A 15505-nucleotide genomic window follows, 5' to 3' on the forward strand; every position below is an offset into this window, starting at 1 on the left:
AGGGGTGGTCCTCCCGCACCCTCCGGCCCAGGCGGGCATCCTTCTCCGCGACCTGAATCAAATCGACCTTGAGCATGAAGGGAGGCCCATCTGTGGCCGACAAAGCGAAGCCTCCGACCGGCCTCCGAGCTGCCGGCAAACGACTGTGGTCCGACACCCTCGAGGACTTCGACCTCGCCGAACATGAGCGGGGATTACTGCTCCAAGCGTGCCGGACCGCCGACTCTCTCGACGAGCTGCAGAAGGTGTTGGACCGGGATGGGGTGTTGAACGAATCCTCCCAGGGGACGCGGGTGCATCCGGCGTTGCCTGAGTTGCGTCAGCAGCGCATCACGTTCGCTCGTCTGGTCGCTGCGCTGGGTCTTGAGTCGGGGGTGCAGGAGGACGAGGCCCCGAAGCAGCAGCGGCGCAGTGTGCGGGGCACGTACGGAATCACGGGGGTGGTGTCGTGAGGCGTCGTAACAGGTTCGAGGGATCCGTGGACGCGCTGCTGTTCGATTTCTCGGCGTGGTGTGAGCAGCGGCCGGAGGGGGAGCATCCGTGGTTCTCGTTCGTGGCGTGGTCGGATGCTCGCCGGGAGTTCGCGGCGGTGAATGGTTGGCCTGGTGGTGATGTTGCCGAGGATGAGGAGCGGGCAGCGGTGGGCCGTACGGTGCCGTATCCGCCGGTGGATTGGTCGGTGATCTGATGCGACGGAAGAACAAGTTCGCGGGCCGGGTGCCGGCCGAGTTGCTGGACTACCGGCTGTGGTGCGACGCCCGTGGTCTCGTCGGGTACGAGGAGCACGCCTTCTCGGGGTGGTGCGCGGAGCGGGCTGCCTGGGCGGGGGTGCACGGGTGGCCGTCGGGTGACATTGCGCGGAAGTCGGAGGAGATCACCGCGAGTGCGCATATCCCTGATGAGCCGTGGGACGATCTAAAGATCTGAGAGTCAGTACCGCAGATACGCGCCGCACGAATCTCTCATCAGTCCGTGCGTACCATACAGCGAGTGACATCGACTCGCCGTGATCTTGTACTGGACCTGACGGGTTCATGGTTCGAGGATTCATGGGTTCCCGTAGCTATTTCCGGGGTATTGCCTGTCATTGCGACTCTCTTCGTGACGTTCGGCCAGGCGCTTGAGGACCGGGGTGACTGGGCTTGGATTCTCGGCGGCTCCGTCTTACTTCTCGTTGTCGTGGGGATTCAGGTTGCTTCTCATCAGCTAAGAAAGCGGCTGAGGGGGCAGGAGCTGAGTGAGGTCGACCGTCTACGTGTGGCTATGAAGGACGCACTCCAACGCGTGGCGGAACTCATCGCGGCTATGCCCAGCAAGGGAAAATCGGGTCAAGTCCCGTGAGGTGGTGTACGACGTCGTCGCGTGATTCCTCGTCGGTGGATCAGGCGGTCAAGGCCGGTGTCACCTCCTCGGTGCCCTCGGTGACACTGTCGGCGGGCTTGTCGGTGCGGGAGCGGGCGAGTACGTCGAGGCCGAGGTAGCGGCGGCCTTCGATCCACTCGTCGTGCTGCTCGGCCAGCACCGCCCCGACGAGTCGGATCAGAGCGGTGCGGTCCGGGAAGATCCCCACCACGTCGGTCCGGCGGCGGATCTCCTTATTGAGGCGCTCCTGCGGATTGTTGCTCCAGATCTGTTTCCAGATCTGCTTCGGGAACGCGGTGAACGCCAACAGATCCGACCGGGCGGCGTCGAGGTGATCGGCCACCTTCGGCAGCTTCTCGGTGAGTGCATCGATGATTCGATCGTATTGTGCGTGAACGGAATCCGCGTCGGGCTGGTCGTACACGGAGTGCAGCAGTGTCTTCACCCAGGGCCACGACGACTTCGGTGTGACGGCCATGAGGTTCGTCGAGTAGTGGGTGCGGCACCGCTGCCAGGAGGCGCCGGGCAGGGTTGCGCCGATCGCCGCGACGAGGCCGGCGTGGGCATCGGAGGTCACCAACCGCACCCCGGACAGGCCGCGGGCGACCAACCCGCGGAAGAAGGTCAGCCAGCCGGCGCCGTCCTCGGCGGAGGTGACGTCCAGCCCCAGGATCTCGCGGTAGCCGTCGGCGTTGACCCCGACCGCGACCAGGGCGTGCACGTTCACCACCCGTCCGTTCTCGCGGACCTTGAGGACCAGGGCGTCGGCGGCGACGAACGTGTACGGGCCCGCATCGAGGGGTCGGTTCCGGAAGGCCTCGACCTGGGTGTCGAGGTCTTTCGCCATCACCGAGACCTGCGACTTCGACAGCGAGGTGATCCCGAGGGTATCGACGAGTTTCTCCATCCGCCGGGTCGAGACCCCGAGCAGGTAGCAGGTCGCAACAACCGAGGTCAGGGCCCGTTCGGCCCGCTTGCGCCGTTGCAGCAGCCAGTCCGGGAAGTACGAGCCGGACCTCAGCTTGGGGATGGCCACGTCGAGGGTGCCGACGCGGGTGTCGAAGTCGCGGTGCCGGTAGCCGTTGCGAACGTTGACGCGTTCGTCGGAGCGTTGGCCGTAGTCGGCGCCGCACAGGGCGTCGGCCTCGGCGCCCATCAGGGCGTGGATGAACATCGTCAGCAGCTCGCGCAGCAGGTCGGGGCTGGCGCCGGTGAGTCGGTCTTCGACAAGCTGGCGGAGGTCGATATCGTGGGCAGTGGTCATCGCGTGCTCTTTCGTCGAGTCGAGTTGGTAGCTCTCTCGAAGAATCACGCGGTGACCGTCTTTCGTCCGGTTACGACACGCCGGTCATCGGATCCGATCCGGCTCGTACACCATCCTGATGGACGCAACCGAAAATCGGAGCGAAAGGCTGAACTGAAGCGTGTGGCGAGCCAGTCGCTCGGAGCAATCCAGCTGCTCCTAGACAACGTTGACCGACTGCGGGTAGTTGTCTATCAGATCGTCGATCAAAGTGGCCGGATGGAATATCTGGACTATGGCGGCCGCAGTGGCACGCCGCCCCAGCCCTTTGTCCCAGGGGCACCGCGAGGCGATCTAGCAATCAAGATGGTGCGCGATGGAGGGGATAAGTTCGCTCCCGACATCGAGCGCGAGCCGCCAGAGCATTATCAGGGAAGTGCGAAGGGGTATCGGACGTTCATTTCTGCGTCCATCACCAATGGTGAGTATGCCTATGGCATGGTGACAGTAGATGCCCCCAATGCGGGGGATCTAGTGGACACTGATAAGCAGATCGTGATGTTGGTTGCTGACCTGCTCGCAATCGCGTTTGCCGAGGCCGAGCGGTGACCTGCAGGTTGTCACATGCTGGCGCTACATTTCGATGACCTCGATGACCTCGAGGCTGAAGGAGGGTGAGAGATGGCCAAGATTCGGATGACGAAGCCGGAGCGGCGGGTCGTGGTGGACCTCTCGTCCAAGGACGCCCGGCGGGAGATCTGGGATTCCGCGCGAGAGACCGTGCGTGCAGAAGCACCCGTCGTACACCGTCGCGCGGTTCGCGCAAGGCGCGCGAAGACGAGCAGGGCAGCCGGGCGGGCATAGTGCAGGCACTGTCCGTATAGGTACTAATCCTGGGCAATCCGTGAGGCAGCGCCAGGTGGATGCTCCCTCATGCCATCTCTTCACGGTCCGCAATGAACCGTCCGAGTTCGGTGCGGGTGACCTTGCGGCCTTTGCCGATCCGCACGAACTTGAGGTGTCCTGCACCCCACAGTTCGCGGATGGTGGTGTCGGAGACGCCGAGGAGTTCGGCGGCTTCGAGGGCGTTGAGGAGCAACTTCGGACCGAGACTTCCCGCGCCAGGGGTGTACAGAGTGCGTACACCCTTCTCGATCGAGTACTCCTGAACAAGGGCCGCGGCGATTCGGTCTGCAGCCGCGTTCAGTTCCCGAGCGATCAAGGTGGTCAGATCCTGCTGAGTAGTCATGGTCTTCAACGTGGCAGGCGCCGGCGATCGTGTCTTCGCATCGTCACCTGGTGGGCAACTGTGTCGGTGAGCAAGCAACATGGCTGCCGAATCAGCTCCGTAACTGCCGCTCGATAATCGACCGCATCCGTAACCCCACGGGTTGTGGTTCCGTCCGCAGTGCGTCCGCAGTAGGTTCGCGAGCCCCCTTACGCCGCCAACATCGCCAACGGAGGTATTCGCAGCTAGATCGCATGTTCCGACATTGGTCAATCTCAGCAAACGTCGAGAAGAGAGTTCCGCTTCAACGTCTAGCACCACGACACTTCGGTGGTTTCAACCCCGCTCAGCGGGGTTGAAACCACCGAAGTTCGTTTCTATCGCCCCCGAACGCGGTGGTGGCGATCCTTTCGGCCAGAGCGGTGAGTTCCCGCTCGACGTCCTCAGGGGTCCCTGTCAGATCGATCGGGCAGCAGACGAGCCGCTTGTCGGCGTTGCGCACCGTCACCGTGCGGAGAGCGGTGGTGTCCTGCCGGCGGCAGTAGATCAGCATGCCTTCGGGCAGGTCCATTGCTGTTGTGTACGCGAGAAGCTGGTAGTAGTCCTGACTGCGGGCGCGCGCATCGTCGGTGAGCTTGTACTTGATGTCCGCGACGTAGACATGGCGTCCGCCGGGTGTACGGAAGACCATGTCCGGGAGCATGGTCACGCTGCGGCCGGTGCCCAAATGTACGGTCGGCTCGCCGATGACGTCGAGCGTGCCGCGCAGCATGCGCCGCAGCCGCTCGGTGATGAATCGCTGGAACAGGTCGTTCATGTCGACCATGAACGACGAAGCCTGCACCTTCCCGTGGACGTCGGTCAGCGTGAGGTTCGCGAGCACGAGACGAGCCAGCCGCAACGCCGGTGCGTAGTGCCGGTTGAGCCGCGTGAACGGAATTGAGTCGATCGACTCGGGGTGGACGTGGATGTCGTCTACGCCTTCGAGGGCGATCAACTGTTGCATGAGCCGTCGACGAGTGCCCGCGTCGATCAGTGGAACACGCAGCGCTGCCCGCACGGCGGAGCGAAGTGCCCGGTTCTCGGCGATGTTCTCCGAGAAGTCGTCGAACGAACAGGAAGTCGGGGTCAGCACACCCGGATTCCGGAACTGCCCGGTGAGGTTCGGCCGCCCGCGGAGAGCGACTAGTGCCTCCTCTCTCTGTTCGTATGAGCGAAGCACCCCGCGCCGTAAGGTGCCCTCCACCGTTCTTGCGAAGAACGAGATCACCGCCGGCAGTAGATTCGACGACGCACCGTACTCGAACGCCTCATTCCGCCATGCGTTGGCCGGCAGGCCCGGCTCGAGCAGCAGAAAGAGGTTATCCGGCTCGATCTTCGGTCTGATCAGCAGTTCGAGTCCGTCCGAGACGAGCGTGCCGACGTAGTTCTTCGCACTCACCCGCCAACGATCCCCGGGTAGGGGCTGGACGTCGACGTAACCGGTCTGTTGGAGTTCCTCGGCCTGGCGCCGGGTCAGACTCAGGCTCTCGTCCGATTGATGTTCGAAGAGGACCGACACGTCCGTCAGCTCCCTACTTCTCCGGAGGACTCACCTTCGCTGATGGACTCGGCTGCCAGATAGCTGAACCGGCTCCAGACCTGACCGAAGCGGAACCTGTTGATCCGTTCGGGATCGCCGAAGAACTGGTCCTCGATGAACGGCTCGACGTTGTATTCCCAAATACGGCGAAGGGCGTCGCGGTCGAGATTGTGCTTCATGAAGTGGCTCGAGCCGAGTTGCAGATGAGGTCCACCGAGTTCGCGCTCGAGTTCGTCGTTCACCTGTGCCACGAGCTCGCCCACCCACGCCGGCTCGCCTTCACATGCCAACCATCGATCTAGGACCCCCTTCAACGGCCCGCGGTTCGGGAAGAACGGAATGAAGTGGAACCGCCGCCGCAGTGCCGCGTCGATCAGGGCGATGGAGCGGTCCGCCGTATTCATGGTGCCGATGAACCAGATGTCCTTCGGTAGTTCGAACGGATCATCGGGGCGGTAGAGGGTGCGCACCGGGGTGTTGCGGTACTCGAAGAGGAACAGCAGTTCACCCAGTACTTTCGGCAGGTTGGCACGATTGATCTCGTCGATGATCATGATGTGCTGGCGACCGGGTGCGTCCTGCGCCCGCGCCGCAAGCTCGGCGAGAGGACCCCTCTTGAGGCGATAGGTCATCACCCCGTCGGCGTCGGTCTCGGGACGGTACCCCTCGAAGAAGTCCTCGTACGAGGTGGACGGGTGGAACTGGACGATCGGGCGCCGCTCCGCGTCGGGCACCAGTGCCTCGGCGAGCTTGCGCGCGAAGTAGGTCTTGCCAGTTCCCGGCGGGCCGTAGAAGACGACCTGCTTTTTGTCCTCGAGCAGCGCCACGATGTCGTCGAGGAAGGACCGCTCGACGAGCAGTTCCTCGGCCAGCGCGTCGAGAGGATCGGAATCCGTCTCGTCCTGAGGCTGTTCGTCGCGTTCGGCCAGCCAGTAGAGGAAGGACCCGACGCCCAGCGGATCACCGGGAAAGTGATTGTCCAGGCGTGCGCGCAAAGCGTCGTTGGAATTCACCTGCAGTTCGCCGCGGGACGACAGCTGTGGTGTTTCGAGTCCAAGCAGCTTGAGCATCTTCAGCTTCCCCCGAGGACCCGTGTACGGATAGACGGTGATGAAACGTTCGGGATGTGTGATCGCCAGCATCTTCATGATTACCGACTCGCCGAGCCCTCGGACACGCAGGGCCTCGTCGTCGAGAACACGGTCGATGCGGGTAGCCGGCGGATCGCCGCCCCAGCAAAGGTACTTGAAGGTTTGGATGATCCGGCGGTACTCGGCCTCGTCTGCGTCGCGGATGCTGGTGTTGAGCACCGACATCGGCCCGGTGCTGCCGTAGCGGCCGGAATTCCAGATGCGCCGGAGTTCCGCGGGATCGGCAACCTGCAACTCGTCGACGTCGAGTAACCGGGCGAAGTCCCGGCGGTCGGCGATGTCCTGCTCGTGACCGGGAGTCGGATATCCCGCCGCCTCTTTGAATTCCGCCACGAGCGTTGCCAATTCGTCGTCCTGGGTAGAGGTACTCGTGGCTTCGCCGTTCAATTCGGCGATCAGCGGAGCCACTTGCTCGGTGGTACGCAGGATCTCCGCAGGCAGGTCCAGCGACGACAACTCGCTGCGGTCGAACCAGCGCGCGTAGACGATCTCGCCCGATCCGCCACCCACGAAACCCCGGTCCGTACCGACGATGGACCGGCCACCGGCGATGATCTCGTAATCTGGGAGGGGGTGACTCTCGATGATTCCTACCGCTTCCTCGGTGGCTCCTGATTCGGCGTGCGGGAAGGGACGCAGCCCCACAGCGAGTCCGTGACCGTTGAGCCAGATACGAACGGCAAGACCGTAGGTTCCGGGCACCCGCCAGTCGACCCACATGTCCCCGCGGGGCCAGATCTCGTCCCACATCGGCGTTGGCTTGAATGCTTTCAGTGTGCGACCCGCGGCCTGCGCGACATCGCCTTCGAGGGCAGCACCGATATGGCGCGCAACGGAGACCAGAACCCGGGCGTTGTCACGGTACAGTTCGGGATCGTCGCCACGTTCCTTGGCGCCCTCACGCAAGAGCGCACGATCGCACAGGACCTCGTCGATCACCGCTGGTCTGGTATCGGCCCACCAGGCTGCGACTTCCTCGAACCGGACTACGTCGCCGTCCAACTCCCTCGCGAAGCGATACAGTTCAGCGTAGCGCTCACCTTGATCGGGATATTCAGACTTTCCCGTGCAGAAGTCCACATACTCTGTGGATTTTGGCCACGCTACCGGCCAGGTCTCCGGGGCGTCGAGACCCCAGTAGTACGACGCGACGAACGGTGCGCGCTTCGGGCTCGGGTGCGCGCCCACCCGAATCTCTTCCAGATGGTCGGCCAGGACCCGGATCTTCCGCTCAGCATCGTCGAGGTCTATTGGGGTCGCCAGTGCGTCGACCAACACAGCGACGGATGTCTCCGGAGCGGGCGACATCTTGTTGATCTGGTTGATGATCATCTGCCCGGCCGCACCGCTGTACCCGGACTCGAAGCTTCCCACCCATCGTGAGTTCTCGGCTTGGAACGCGCCGAGGTTGCGGGTTCGCCGCAGTGTGTCGAGCAGCAGACGGGCCTCGTTTGCGTGGGAAGTCAGATTCCTGGCACGCCAGCCCGAACGGAAATCGAGCGCACCTTGTGCGTGCTCGACGTGGGCCATGTGCCATCGACGTCGAAACTCGAGTTCGCGCGCGTCGATTTCCGTGTGATCGACCATGTCCCACCTTTCAATCCGCGAGGAGTCTATCGGTGGGGTGCGAAGAGCCGGTTGGGGCCGGATCGGCAGTCGTACATCATCAGATGTCGATGGTTCCGGCCCCGCCTATCCCTACGCGATCGGGGTATCGGCATCGCCTCAGTACCTGTGCGGTCGAAATTCCTACGGCGCGGGACCACCGTCGTGAATACTCCTCCGGTATGCGCCCCGTCCGAACCGGTCTCTCCGTTGTATCGACGGTGGTGTTCGTGATCGCGAGCCTGCTGGTCGCGACGTCGGGAAGCAGTACCGCCGCACCGCTCGGCCTGCGGTACACGATGGTCGGGTTCAGCAGCACCAGCGACCGAGACATGGACGTCTACGAGTCCGTGGACGGCACACGGTTCGACCTCGTCCAGGCCTCGGCCTACCGGCCGCCGTCCGGACTGGTGCGCGACCCGAGTATCTTCCGGCATTCCGATGGCTTCTACTACGTCACCTACACGACGGCGGACGGCGCAAGTGTCGGCTTCGCCCGTAGCCCGGACCGCGTCGCGTGGACACACGTGGGGGAATGGCCCGTCCCGTTCTGTTGTGCTTTCCTGCCGGGAACGGGGGACGGCACCGGCTCCGCGAGCCTGCCGGGGTCGTCGGGGTCAGCGGGGTCGAGTGACGGACCGTCGTTGTCGCCGTTCACCACCAAGGCCTGGGCCCCCGAATGGTTCGTGGAGGGCGACCGCGTCCACGTGATCCTGTCGATGTCGACCGGCGGCGGCTTCGTGCCCTATCTGATGACCGCCCTCGACCCGTCGCTGCAGCGGTGGAGCTTTCCCGTGCCGCTCGACGGCATCGGCGCCGACCGCATCGACACCACGGTCGTGGAGGTCGGCGGGACCTATCACGCCTTCACGAAGAACGAGCACCGGAAGGTCATCGAGCACGCCGTCGCCCCGTCGGTGACGGGCCCCTACCGGTTCGTCGAACCCGGGGACTGGGGAACTTTCGTCGAGGGCCCGTCGGTGATCCAGCTGCCCGACGGCACCTGGCGGCTGTTCTTCGACGCCTACGACGAGGGCAAGTACTACTACTCCGACAGCCGGGATCTGAACACCTGGTCGCCGCGGCAGGAACTTCCCGGCCTGTCCGGAACCGTGCGGCACTTCACCGTGATCCGGGAAGCCGCCTGACACTTCGGTGTTCTCGACTGCGCGTGCTGCAGTCGAGAACACCGAAATCCAAGTCGGGGCACGTAGGCACGAACGTCGTCACCGCGAGTCAACCGTGCCGGGCGACGTCCTCGCAGAGGATGCTCGGCCACTGTGCGAGATCGGCCGGGGTGTGCGCGATCTCCAGCTTCGCGTGAGGGAGCAGACCCACCAGCGACTCCGCCGTGGACACCGGGTGCGCGGGATCGTCGATCCACGCCAGCACCGTCACCGGAATGTCGATGTCGGACACGGCCTCCGGATCGGGCAGGTCGCTCAGCGCGGCGCCCCGGAACAGCGAGGGCAGCAGTTCCTCGGTGACGTCGGGGACGGTCTCCGGCGCGTCGACGGTGGCCGGCGGTCGTGGCGCGGTCAGATCGCGCGTGAGGAACGCCGCGAGTCCCTGCTGCTCGATGAGATCGGCGGCGGCCCGGTACTCGGCGGCCTTCGCGGCGCGGGTGGCCCAGGCGGTCGCCGGCACCAGCAGGGTGAGGCTGCTGAAGCGCTCCGGATCCTTCACCGCCGCGTGCAGCAGGGTTCCGGTGCCCATCGACGGCCCCACCCCGTGTACCCGCTCGCCGGGGAAGTAGTGGTCGAGCAGCCGCAGCAGGTCGTCGGCGAGCACCGGCCAGCGGTAGTCCTCCCGCACCGCACGACCGGTCGAGCGGCCGTGCCCCCGCGCGTCGTAGCGCAGCAGTCGGGTGCCGCTGAGCCCGCGGCCCAGGTCGAGGTCCATGAGGCGGTCGCGGTGGCGGCTCGAGGTCAGGCCGTGGAGCTGGACGACCGGGTGGCCACCCTCGTCGCTCAGCTCCACGTCGAGTTCGGCCCCCGGCACACTGAAGGTCGGCACATCGTCTCCCGACGTCGGAAAGCGGTTGCTGGGGAAGGCGCCTAGGATACCCGGCATGCGGCTGACAAATGTGGCGCACCTGCGCCTGCCGTTCGGCCGACTGCTCGGTTACGACGTGACCGTCGCGGGGCTCGGCCGGGCGCTTCCCGTGTCGTTCGACCAGCGGCGGCATGTCGGCGCGGGCGAACGTCCCGGCTCCTGGATGGCTCTGTCCTTCCGCCTGTTCGAGCCGGTTTCGCCCGACGACCTCGCGACCGCCTGGCTGGCGGTGATCGCGCGGCACGGCACCCTGCGCTCGGTGTTCACGCACGGCGACGACGGTGAGCCGCTTCTGCGCGAGGCCGAGATCCGCCCGGGCGGGTGGGTCGAGCATCCGATCGGTCCCGGTCAGGCCGTCAACGACGCCCTCCGGGACGTCCTCGACGGCGCGTGTTCGCCCTACAACCGGCCGTCGCACCGGCTGTGCGTGCTCGAGACCGCCACGGAACCGACCGTCGTGGTCGCCGCCGACCACTCGCACGTCGACATGTGGTCCATGTTGGTGATCGCCCGCGACCTGCTCGCCGCCCTCGCCGCCGTGCGCGCGGGACGAGAACCGTCCCTGCCCCCGACACCGGCCTTCGCGGAACACACCCGGGCACTGCGGGACCGTCCGGCCGCACCCGCCGAGGTCCACGAGCGCTGGGCCGAGGTGCTCGCCGCCAGCGGCGACGTGATGCCGCGCTTCCCGCTCTCCCTCGGAGCGGCAAGCCTCCAACGCGAACGTGTGGAGGTGCGCGACGTGCTCGACGTCGACGACAGCGCCGCCTTCTCCGCTCAGGCGAAGGACGACGGGGTGTCCACCCTCGCGTTGGTGGTGGCGGCCATGACCGAGGTGACCCTCGAACTGGCCGGAGCCCCGTTGCGGGCGGTGTTCCCGGTGCACAGCCGGTACGACGCCACCTGGCACGACTCCGTCGGCTGGTTCATCACCAATTCGGTGCTCGAATCGGCCGTCCCCGAACCTCGCGCGGCCGCGGACGCGGTCAAGGAGGCGGTCAGGCTCGGATCCTGGCCCCTCGAGGACATCCTGCGCCCGTGGGAGGGCATGCCGGAGGCGCCGGGCATGTTCGCGATCTCCTGGTTGGACCTGCGCCGGCTTCCCGTCCGGGTCGACGCTACCGGCCTCGAGGCGCAGTACGTCGGCGCGACCATCCGCACCGACGGGGTGATGTTGTGGTTCATCCTCGACGACTCGGGACTGCACCTGCGGTGCCGCTATCCCGACACCACCGAGGCCCGGCGGCACGTCGGTGGCTGGCTGGACCTGCTCGTCGCCCGGCTACAGGCACGCGCCCGTGAATCGGTCGGTGGTCTGATCCGATTGGGCGACAGGATTTATCGGGTGCAACGTGCCGGCCGACCCGACGTACCGGCGATCGTCGGGTTGCTCTCCGGCGACGAGCAGAGCGCCTGCGACGGTGTGGAACTCGCCCGTTACGAAGAGGCCTACGACGCTGTCGCCCGCGACCCTTCGCACTATCTTGCGGTGGTACGCGACGAGGTGGGCCGGATCGTCGGCACGATGCAGTTGACGATCGTGCCGGGTCTGTTCCGTGGCGGTGCCACCCGCCTGCTCGTCGAAGGAATCCGGGTCGCCCCGTCCGAACGTTCCCGCGGCATCGGTACGGCCATGCTCGAGTGGGCCCACGATCACGGCCGGAACCGGGGTGCCACGCTCGCGCAGATCGCCGTCGACCCGGACGACGAGCGGGTTCGGACGTTCGGGGCGCGGCTCGGCTACGACTGCACCCACGCCGGATTCGAGCGGGCGCTCTGACATCGGCCGACTCGACGGCCGAGGGCTACGTCGTGGCCGACTGCGACGTGGTGGAGTTCCGCTTCACCGGGTAGTGCGGCGTGTGCCGACCCGGATCCGTTCCGGCGGACGCGGGGGCGCCGTGCGCGACGAGGTGACGGACGACGTACTCCGCGTCCGCACCGGCCCCGCCGACGAGCATCGACCGGAACGACGATTGGAAGCACAGACCGGTGAAGTACAGACCGGGCACCGAGGGGACCACGCCGCGTTCCTCGCGCGGCCAGCCGTCCGTATCGAACACCGGTAGGTCGATCCAGTCGTACTTCTGGCGGAAACCGGTGCACCACACCACATTCGTCACGTCGAGAATCCGGCCGTCGGACAACACGGGGCGGAGTTCGGCCACGCCGGTCACGCGCTCGGTGACCCGGGTGACGCCGCGTGCGGCCAGCTCCCGCCGACGGATCCGCAGCAGGGGCGCCCCGTGGCGCCGTTCGTCCTCGCGAGCATGTCGTCCCATCGGGGTGCGCACGGACAGCACATGTCCCCACACGAACCACAGGATCGGGAACAGCACGCGCATGGCGGGACTGTCCACACGCACCGGCAGCTGCCCGGTGTCGCGGCCGCACAGAGTCGTCGGATGGGACGCCGCCAGCTCGTAGGCGATCTCGCTGCCGGAATGGGAAGCCCCCACTACGAGTACCGGACCGTCGCGCAACTGCGACGGATCGTGATACTCGCTCGAATGCAGCTGCACGATGCCGGGATCCAGCTCGGAGGCGAAGTCGGGGACGCGTGGGGTTCGACCGAACGTGCCCGTGGCCACGACGACGTTGTTCGCCTCGATCCGCGTGTCGCCGCAGTCGAGGACGAACCGGCCGCCGTCGCGGGAGAGCCGGCGGACCTGGGTGTTGCCGAGCACGGGCAGGTCGAAGCGGGAGGCATAGGACTCGAGGTAGTCGGCGACCTCGTCCTTGGTGGGGGAGCGGTGCGGGTCGCCCGGGAACGCCATGCCGGGCAGTCCGTCGTACCCGGCGGGGCTGTACAGGCGTAGCGAGTCCCAATGGCAGCGCCAGTTGTCGCCGATGCGTCCGTACGTGTCGACGATGAGGAACGGACGGCCACGACGGGCCAGATGGTAACCGGCGGACAGGCCTGCCTGACCTGCGCCGACGACGACGGTGTCGATCTGCTGGGGTGCGCTGTGGACGGTCATGACGACTCCCCGAGGTGAGGGAACTACACCGACGACGTTAGGCACTGCCGCCCCTCGGCCGCGTCGGGAGGAGTGTGCAGTCGAAGGTGGCAGCGTATGGGCAGTTCTACCCAGTCAGAGCAGGCGATGCTCGTACGCGTAGGCCGTCGCCGCCGCTCGTGAGGACACCTCGAGCTTGGTGAATATGTTGCTCAGGTGCCGGGCCACCGTCTTCTCGCTGATGACGAACTCGTGGGCGATGGCTCGATTCGTCTTGCCCGTGGCAACGGCGCGCAGCACCTGGACCTCCCGGGGCGTCAGCCCGTTCGGTGCGTCGGCGAGTTCGGGACCGCGGAGCTCACGCAGATCCGGCAACGCGTGCAGATCGTGGAAAATCGATGCTGCCGAGTCGAATTCGAGCCGGGCGTCATCGTCGTCGCCGAGTGCGGCGCAGCATCGACCCTGCAGCACTCGTACCCGGGCACGTTCGTAGGGTGCACCGAGGTCACGCCAGCGCCTGCCGGATCGCCGCAGCCGTTCGAGGGCGCCGCAGGGGTCACCTTCGGCGAGCAGGACCGAGCCCTGCGCGTGGTCGGCCATCGCTGCCAGTGCAGGGGCGTCCTGCGTCCGGGTCAGCGCCTCGAGTTCGTCGGTGCTGCGCCGGGCTGCGGCGACATCTCCGGTGGCGAGCGCGATCTCCGTGTGGGCGGCGAGCATCCGCGGCCTGTCGAGATTCGAGGCTTCGCCGAGACCCCGGAGGATTCCGGCGACCGCTGCGGTGGTGTCGCCCTGTCTCAGACGCAGCAGAGCAAGACCCGGCTGTACCTCCTGCCCGTACATGCCCGCTGACCTGTAGGCGGCTTCCGCCTCGGCGAACTCACCGCGTAGACGATGCAGTTCGCCCTGCTCGTACAGGGCCATTCCCATCGCGGGTTGACCGGGCGGATCCGACAGCCGCTGCAGTGCGAGGCGGGCGAGGTCCATCGCCTGCGACCAGTCGCCCTCGAGTTGCAGCATCTGGGCGCGATGGACCAGGCACTGTCCCCGGAAGGGCGCGAGTCCGGACTGATCGTCGCACCAGCGGCCGAGGGCCCGAGTCCACTCTTTCGCCCGTTGCAGATGATATGTGCCGTAGCAGGTCTCGATGACCGCGCAGTACACCAGGCCGGAGACGACGGGCGAGACCTCGCCCAATCCGACGGCGACGAGCACCTCGTCGAGTGTCCGCAGCCCGCCGTCGACGTCGCCGAGCAGGACTCGGCACTGTCCGATGCCCAGTGAGCCGAGAGCGAGAAGGTCGGCGTCGTGGCAGGCCCGTCCGATGCGCTGAGCTGCGGTGAAGATCGGCAGTGCCTCGGTCGGCCGGTTCGCGTACATCTGCTGTACTGCTCCGGGGATCATCAGGAAGCCGCTGGTCGCGCAGTCCGGTCGGTCCGGGACACCCGACTGTCGGGCTCGCTCCAGCCAACCTCCGGCCCGTGCTGCTTCACCGCGTCCCATCAGCAGGAAGCACAACCAGAAGGCGCTGATACCCGCGCTCTCGGTTTCGCCGGCTTCGAGATGTGCGGCGAAGGCGCGCTCGTACAGTGCGACGCTGTCGTCGTCGTGGCCCGCGAGGTACGCGGCTCGGGCGAACAGATCGAGGTCGTCCGCGGACAGGGCAGCGAGTGTGTCGGCGCTGCGGAATCCGTCCAGGGCACGCGGCCACTCGCGCGCGCGGTACGCTGCCCGCGCGTGGTCCAGGACCGCCGACCTGCCCATGTTCGCTCCCGCGATCGAGCGCCGCCGACACCGGCTGATTGCGATCCTACGCCCGCAGATACGCAGGGTCGTCGGTGTGCGCGCGGCTCACGACGGTCGCATGCCCGCCAGAACGATCGACACCAATCGTGGAACGAGATCCGGTGTCACCGCACGGATCGCGTCGGGTAAGGGGCGGGTGATCAGGCCGATCGCCAGGACCAGTTCCAGCGCGTCGAGGTCGGGGCGCACGATGCCGGCGGATCGCACCGCGTCGAGCAGTTCCTCGACCCCGGCGACCGTTTGGGTCTGGGCGTCGCGCACCGATCCGGAGATCTCGTCGGTCACGAATTCGGCGAGGGTGGCCGAGAGTGCACCCAGGTCGAGTTCGACCAGCCGTTGCACGTAGCCCACCCAGGCGTCCTCGGGTGAGGAGCCGACGCGCTCCAGGGCCTCGGTGCCCGCTGCGCGCATGTCGGCGAGGATCGTCAGCGCGACCTCGTCGGCCAGCGCGCGATGGCAGACGCCGCTACGACGACAGTTCCCGACGCGGGTGACTCCACCGCGCGCAAGCGTCAT

The 15505-nt window shown here is 66.3% G+C and carries 15 protein-coding genes; 7 read left to right on the plus strand and 8 right to left on the minus strand.

Going from position 1 to position 15505, the window contains the following annotated elements; genetic code table 11:
- The first annotated feature begins 92 nt into the window (after positions 1–92).
- From BO226_RS02265 to BO226_RS02280, 4 genes are all read left to right on the plus strand, one after another.
- Positions 93–452 carry a P27 family phage terminase small subunit gene (locus tag BO226_RS02265; protein ID WP_232238036.1) on the plus strand — a complete coding sequence of 120 codons (360 nt, stop codon included), beginning with the start codon at positions 93–95 and terminating at the stop codon, positions 450–452.
- A 26-nt stretch (positions 453–478) separates the two neighbouring features.
- Complete coding sequence (locus BO226_RS02270; RefSeq protein ID WP_156895094.1) at positions 479–688, plus strand: hypothetical protein; 210 nt, start codon at positions 479–481, stop codon at positions 686–688.
- Positions 688–927, plus strand: coding sequence for a hypothetical protein (locus tag BO226_RS02275; protein ID WP_071934538.1), 240 nt, complete (start codon positions 688–690; stop codon positions 925–927). Before BO226_RS02270 ends, BO226_RS02275 begins: the two co-directional genes overlap by 1 nt.
- Before the next feature lie 63 nt (positions 928–990).
- A complete protein-coding gene (locus tag BO226_RS02280) occupies positions 991–1341 on the plus strand; it encodes a hypothetical protein (protein ID WP_156895096.1) in 351 nt (116 codons plus the stop codon).
- A gap of 40 nt (positions 1342–1381) precedes the next feature.
- On the opposite strand, the gene BO226_RS02285 is transcribed toward BO226_RS02280, so the two are convergent.
- Positions 1382–2626 carry an IS256-like element IS1164 family transposase gene (locus tag BO226_RS02285; RefSeq protein WP_071934540.1) on the minus strand — a complete coding sequence of 415 codons (1245 nt, stop codon included), beginning with the start codon at positions 2624–2626 and terminating at the stop codon, positions 1382–1384.
- Between the two features lie 51 nt (positions 2627–2677).
- Between BO226_RS02285 and BO226_RS02290 the strand changes: the two genes are divergently transcribed.
- On the plus strand, positions 2678–3214 hold the full coding sequence (locus tag BO226_RS02290; protein ID WP_156895098.1) for a hypothetical protein: 537 nt from the start codon (positions 2678–2680) through the stop codon (positions 3212–3214).
- 322 nt (positions 3215–3536) lie between these two features.
- Here the strand turns inward: BO226_RS02290 and BO226_RS26555 are convergent, their stop codons facing one another.
- From BO226_RS26555 to BO226_RS02305, 3 genes are all read right to left on the minus strand, one after another.
- The gene (locus tag BO226_RS26555) at positions 3537–3854 is read right to left on the minus strand and encodes a helix-turn-helix domain-containing protein (RefSeq protein ID WP_083543569.1); all 318 of its coding nucleotides are present in this window, start codon (positions 3852–3854) and stop codon (positions 3537–3539) included.
- Positions 3855–4179: 325 nt separating this feature from the next.
- Complete coding sequence (locus BO226_RS02300) at positions 4180–5394, minus strand: McrC family protein (protein WP_006550678.1); 1215 nt, start codon at positions 5392–5394, stop codon at positions 4180–4182.
- Between the two features lie 5 nt (positions 5395–5399).
- Complete coding sequence (locus BO226_RS02305) at positions 5400–8153, minus strand: AAA family ATPase (RefSeq protein WP_071934542.1); 2754 nt, start codon at positions 8151–8153, stop codon at positions 5400–5402.
- Between the two features lie 200 nt (positions 8154–8353).
- Here BO226_RS02305 and BO226_RS02310 point away from each other — a divergent pair, with 200 nt between their 5' ends.
- Complete coding sequence (locus tag BO226_RS02310; protein WP_039957861.1) at positions 8354–9319, plus strand: arabinofuranosidase; 966 nt, start codon at positions 8354–8356, stop codon at positions 9317–9319.
- Between the two features lie 88 nt (positions 9320–9407).
- On the opposite strand, the gene BO226_RS02315 is transcribed toward BO226_RS02310, so the two are convergent.
- Positions 9408–10187, minus strand: coding sequence for an alpha/beta fold hydrolase (locus BO226_RS02315; RefSeq protein ID WP_006550675.1), 780 nt, complete (start codon positions 10185–10187; stop codon positions 9408–9410).
- A gap of 55 nt (positions 10188–10242) precedes the next feature.
- On the opposite strand from BO226_RS02315, the gene BO226_RS02320 reads away from it, so the two are divergent.
- Positions 10243–12006, plus strand: a complete 1764-nt coding sequence (locus tag BO226_RS02320; protein WP_071934543.1) for a GNAT family N-acetyltransferase — start codon at positions 10243–10245, stop codon at positions 12004–12006.
- A gap of 25 nt (positions 12007–12031) precedes the next feature.
- Here BO226_RS02320 and BO226_RS02325 read toward each other — a convergent pair whose 3' ends face one another.
- The 3 genes from BO226_RS02325 to BO226_RS02335 form a co-directional block, all read right to left on the minus strand.
- Positions 12032–13207 (minus strand): flavin-containing monooxygenase, encoded by a 1176-nt coding sequence (locus BO226_RS02325; protein WP_006550673.1) that lies wholly within the window; start codon positions 13205–13207, stop codon positions 12032–12034.
- Positions 13208–13321: 114 nt separating this feature from the next.
- Positions 13322–14947 carry a LuxR family transcriptional regulator gene (locus BO226_RS02330; RefSeq protein ID WP_006550672.1) on the minus strand — a complete coding sequence of 542 codons (1626 nt, stop codon included), beginning with the start codon at positions 14945–14947 and terminating at the stop codon, positions 13322–13324.
- 87 nt (positions 14948–15034) lie between these two features.
- On the minus strand, positions 15035–15505 hold the full coding sequence (locus BO226_RS02335) for an SbtR family transcriptional regulator (RefSeq protein WP_232238037.1): 471 nt from the start codon (positions 15503–15505) through the stop codon (positions 15035–15037).

Source organism: Rhodococcus sp. 2G (assembly GCF_001886355.1).
GTDB lineage: Bacteria > Actinomycetota > Actinomycetes > Mycobacteriales > Mycobacteriaceae > Rhodococcus > Rhodococcus pyridinivorans.

Excerpts from the sequence above, each read along its gene's own strand:
- BO226_RS02310 (WP_039957861.1), top strand. The coding sequence starts at position 8,354 with ATGCGCCCCGTCCGAACCGGTCTCTCCGTTGTATCGACGGTGGTGTTC.
- BO226_RS02320 (WP_071934543.1), top strand. The coding sequence starts at position 10,243 with ATGCGGCTGACAAATGTGGCGCACCTGCGCCTGCCGTTCGGCCGACTG.
- BO226_RS02285 (WP_071934540.1), bottom strand. The coding sequence starts at position 2,626 with ATGACCACTGCCCACGATATCGACCTCCGCCAGCTTGTCGAAGACCGA.
- BO226_RS02335 (WP_232238037.1), bottom strand. The coding sequence starts at position 15,505 with ATGACGCTTGCGCGCGGTGGAGTCACCCGCGTCGGGAACTGTCGTCGT.
- BO226_RS02330 (WP_006550672.1), bottom strand. The coding sequence starts at position 14,947 with ATGGGCAGGTCGGCGGTCCTGGACCACGCGCGGGCAGCGTACCGCGCG.
- BO226_RS02275 (WP_071934538.1), top strand. The coding sequence starts at position 688 with ATGCGACGGAAGAACAAGTTCGCGGGCCGGGTGCCGGCCGAGTTGCTG.
- BO226_RS02305 (WP_071934542.1), bottom strand. The coding sequence starts at position 8,153 with ATGGTCGATCACACGGAAATCGACGCGCGCGAACTCGAGTTTCGACGT.
- BO226_RS02325 (WP_006550673.1), bottom strand. The coding sequence starts at position 13,207 with ATGACCGTCCACAGCGCACCCCAGCAGATCGACACCGTCGTCGTCGGC.
- BO226_RS26555 (WP_083543569.1), bottom strand. The coding sequence starts at position 3,854 with ATGACTACTCAGCAGGATCTGACCACCTTGATCGCTCGGGAACTGAAC.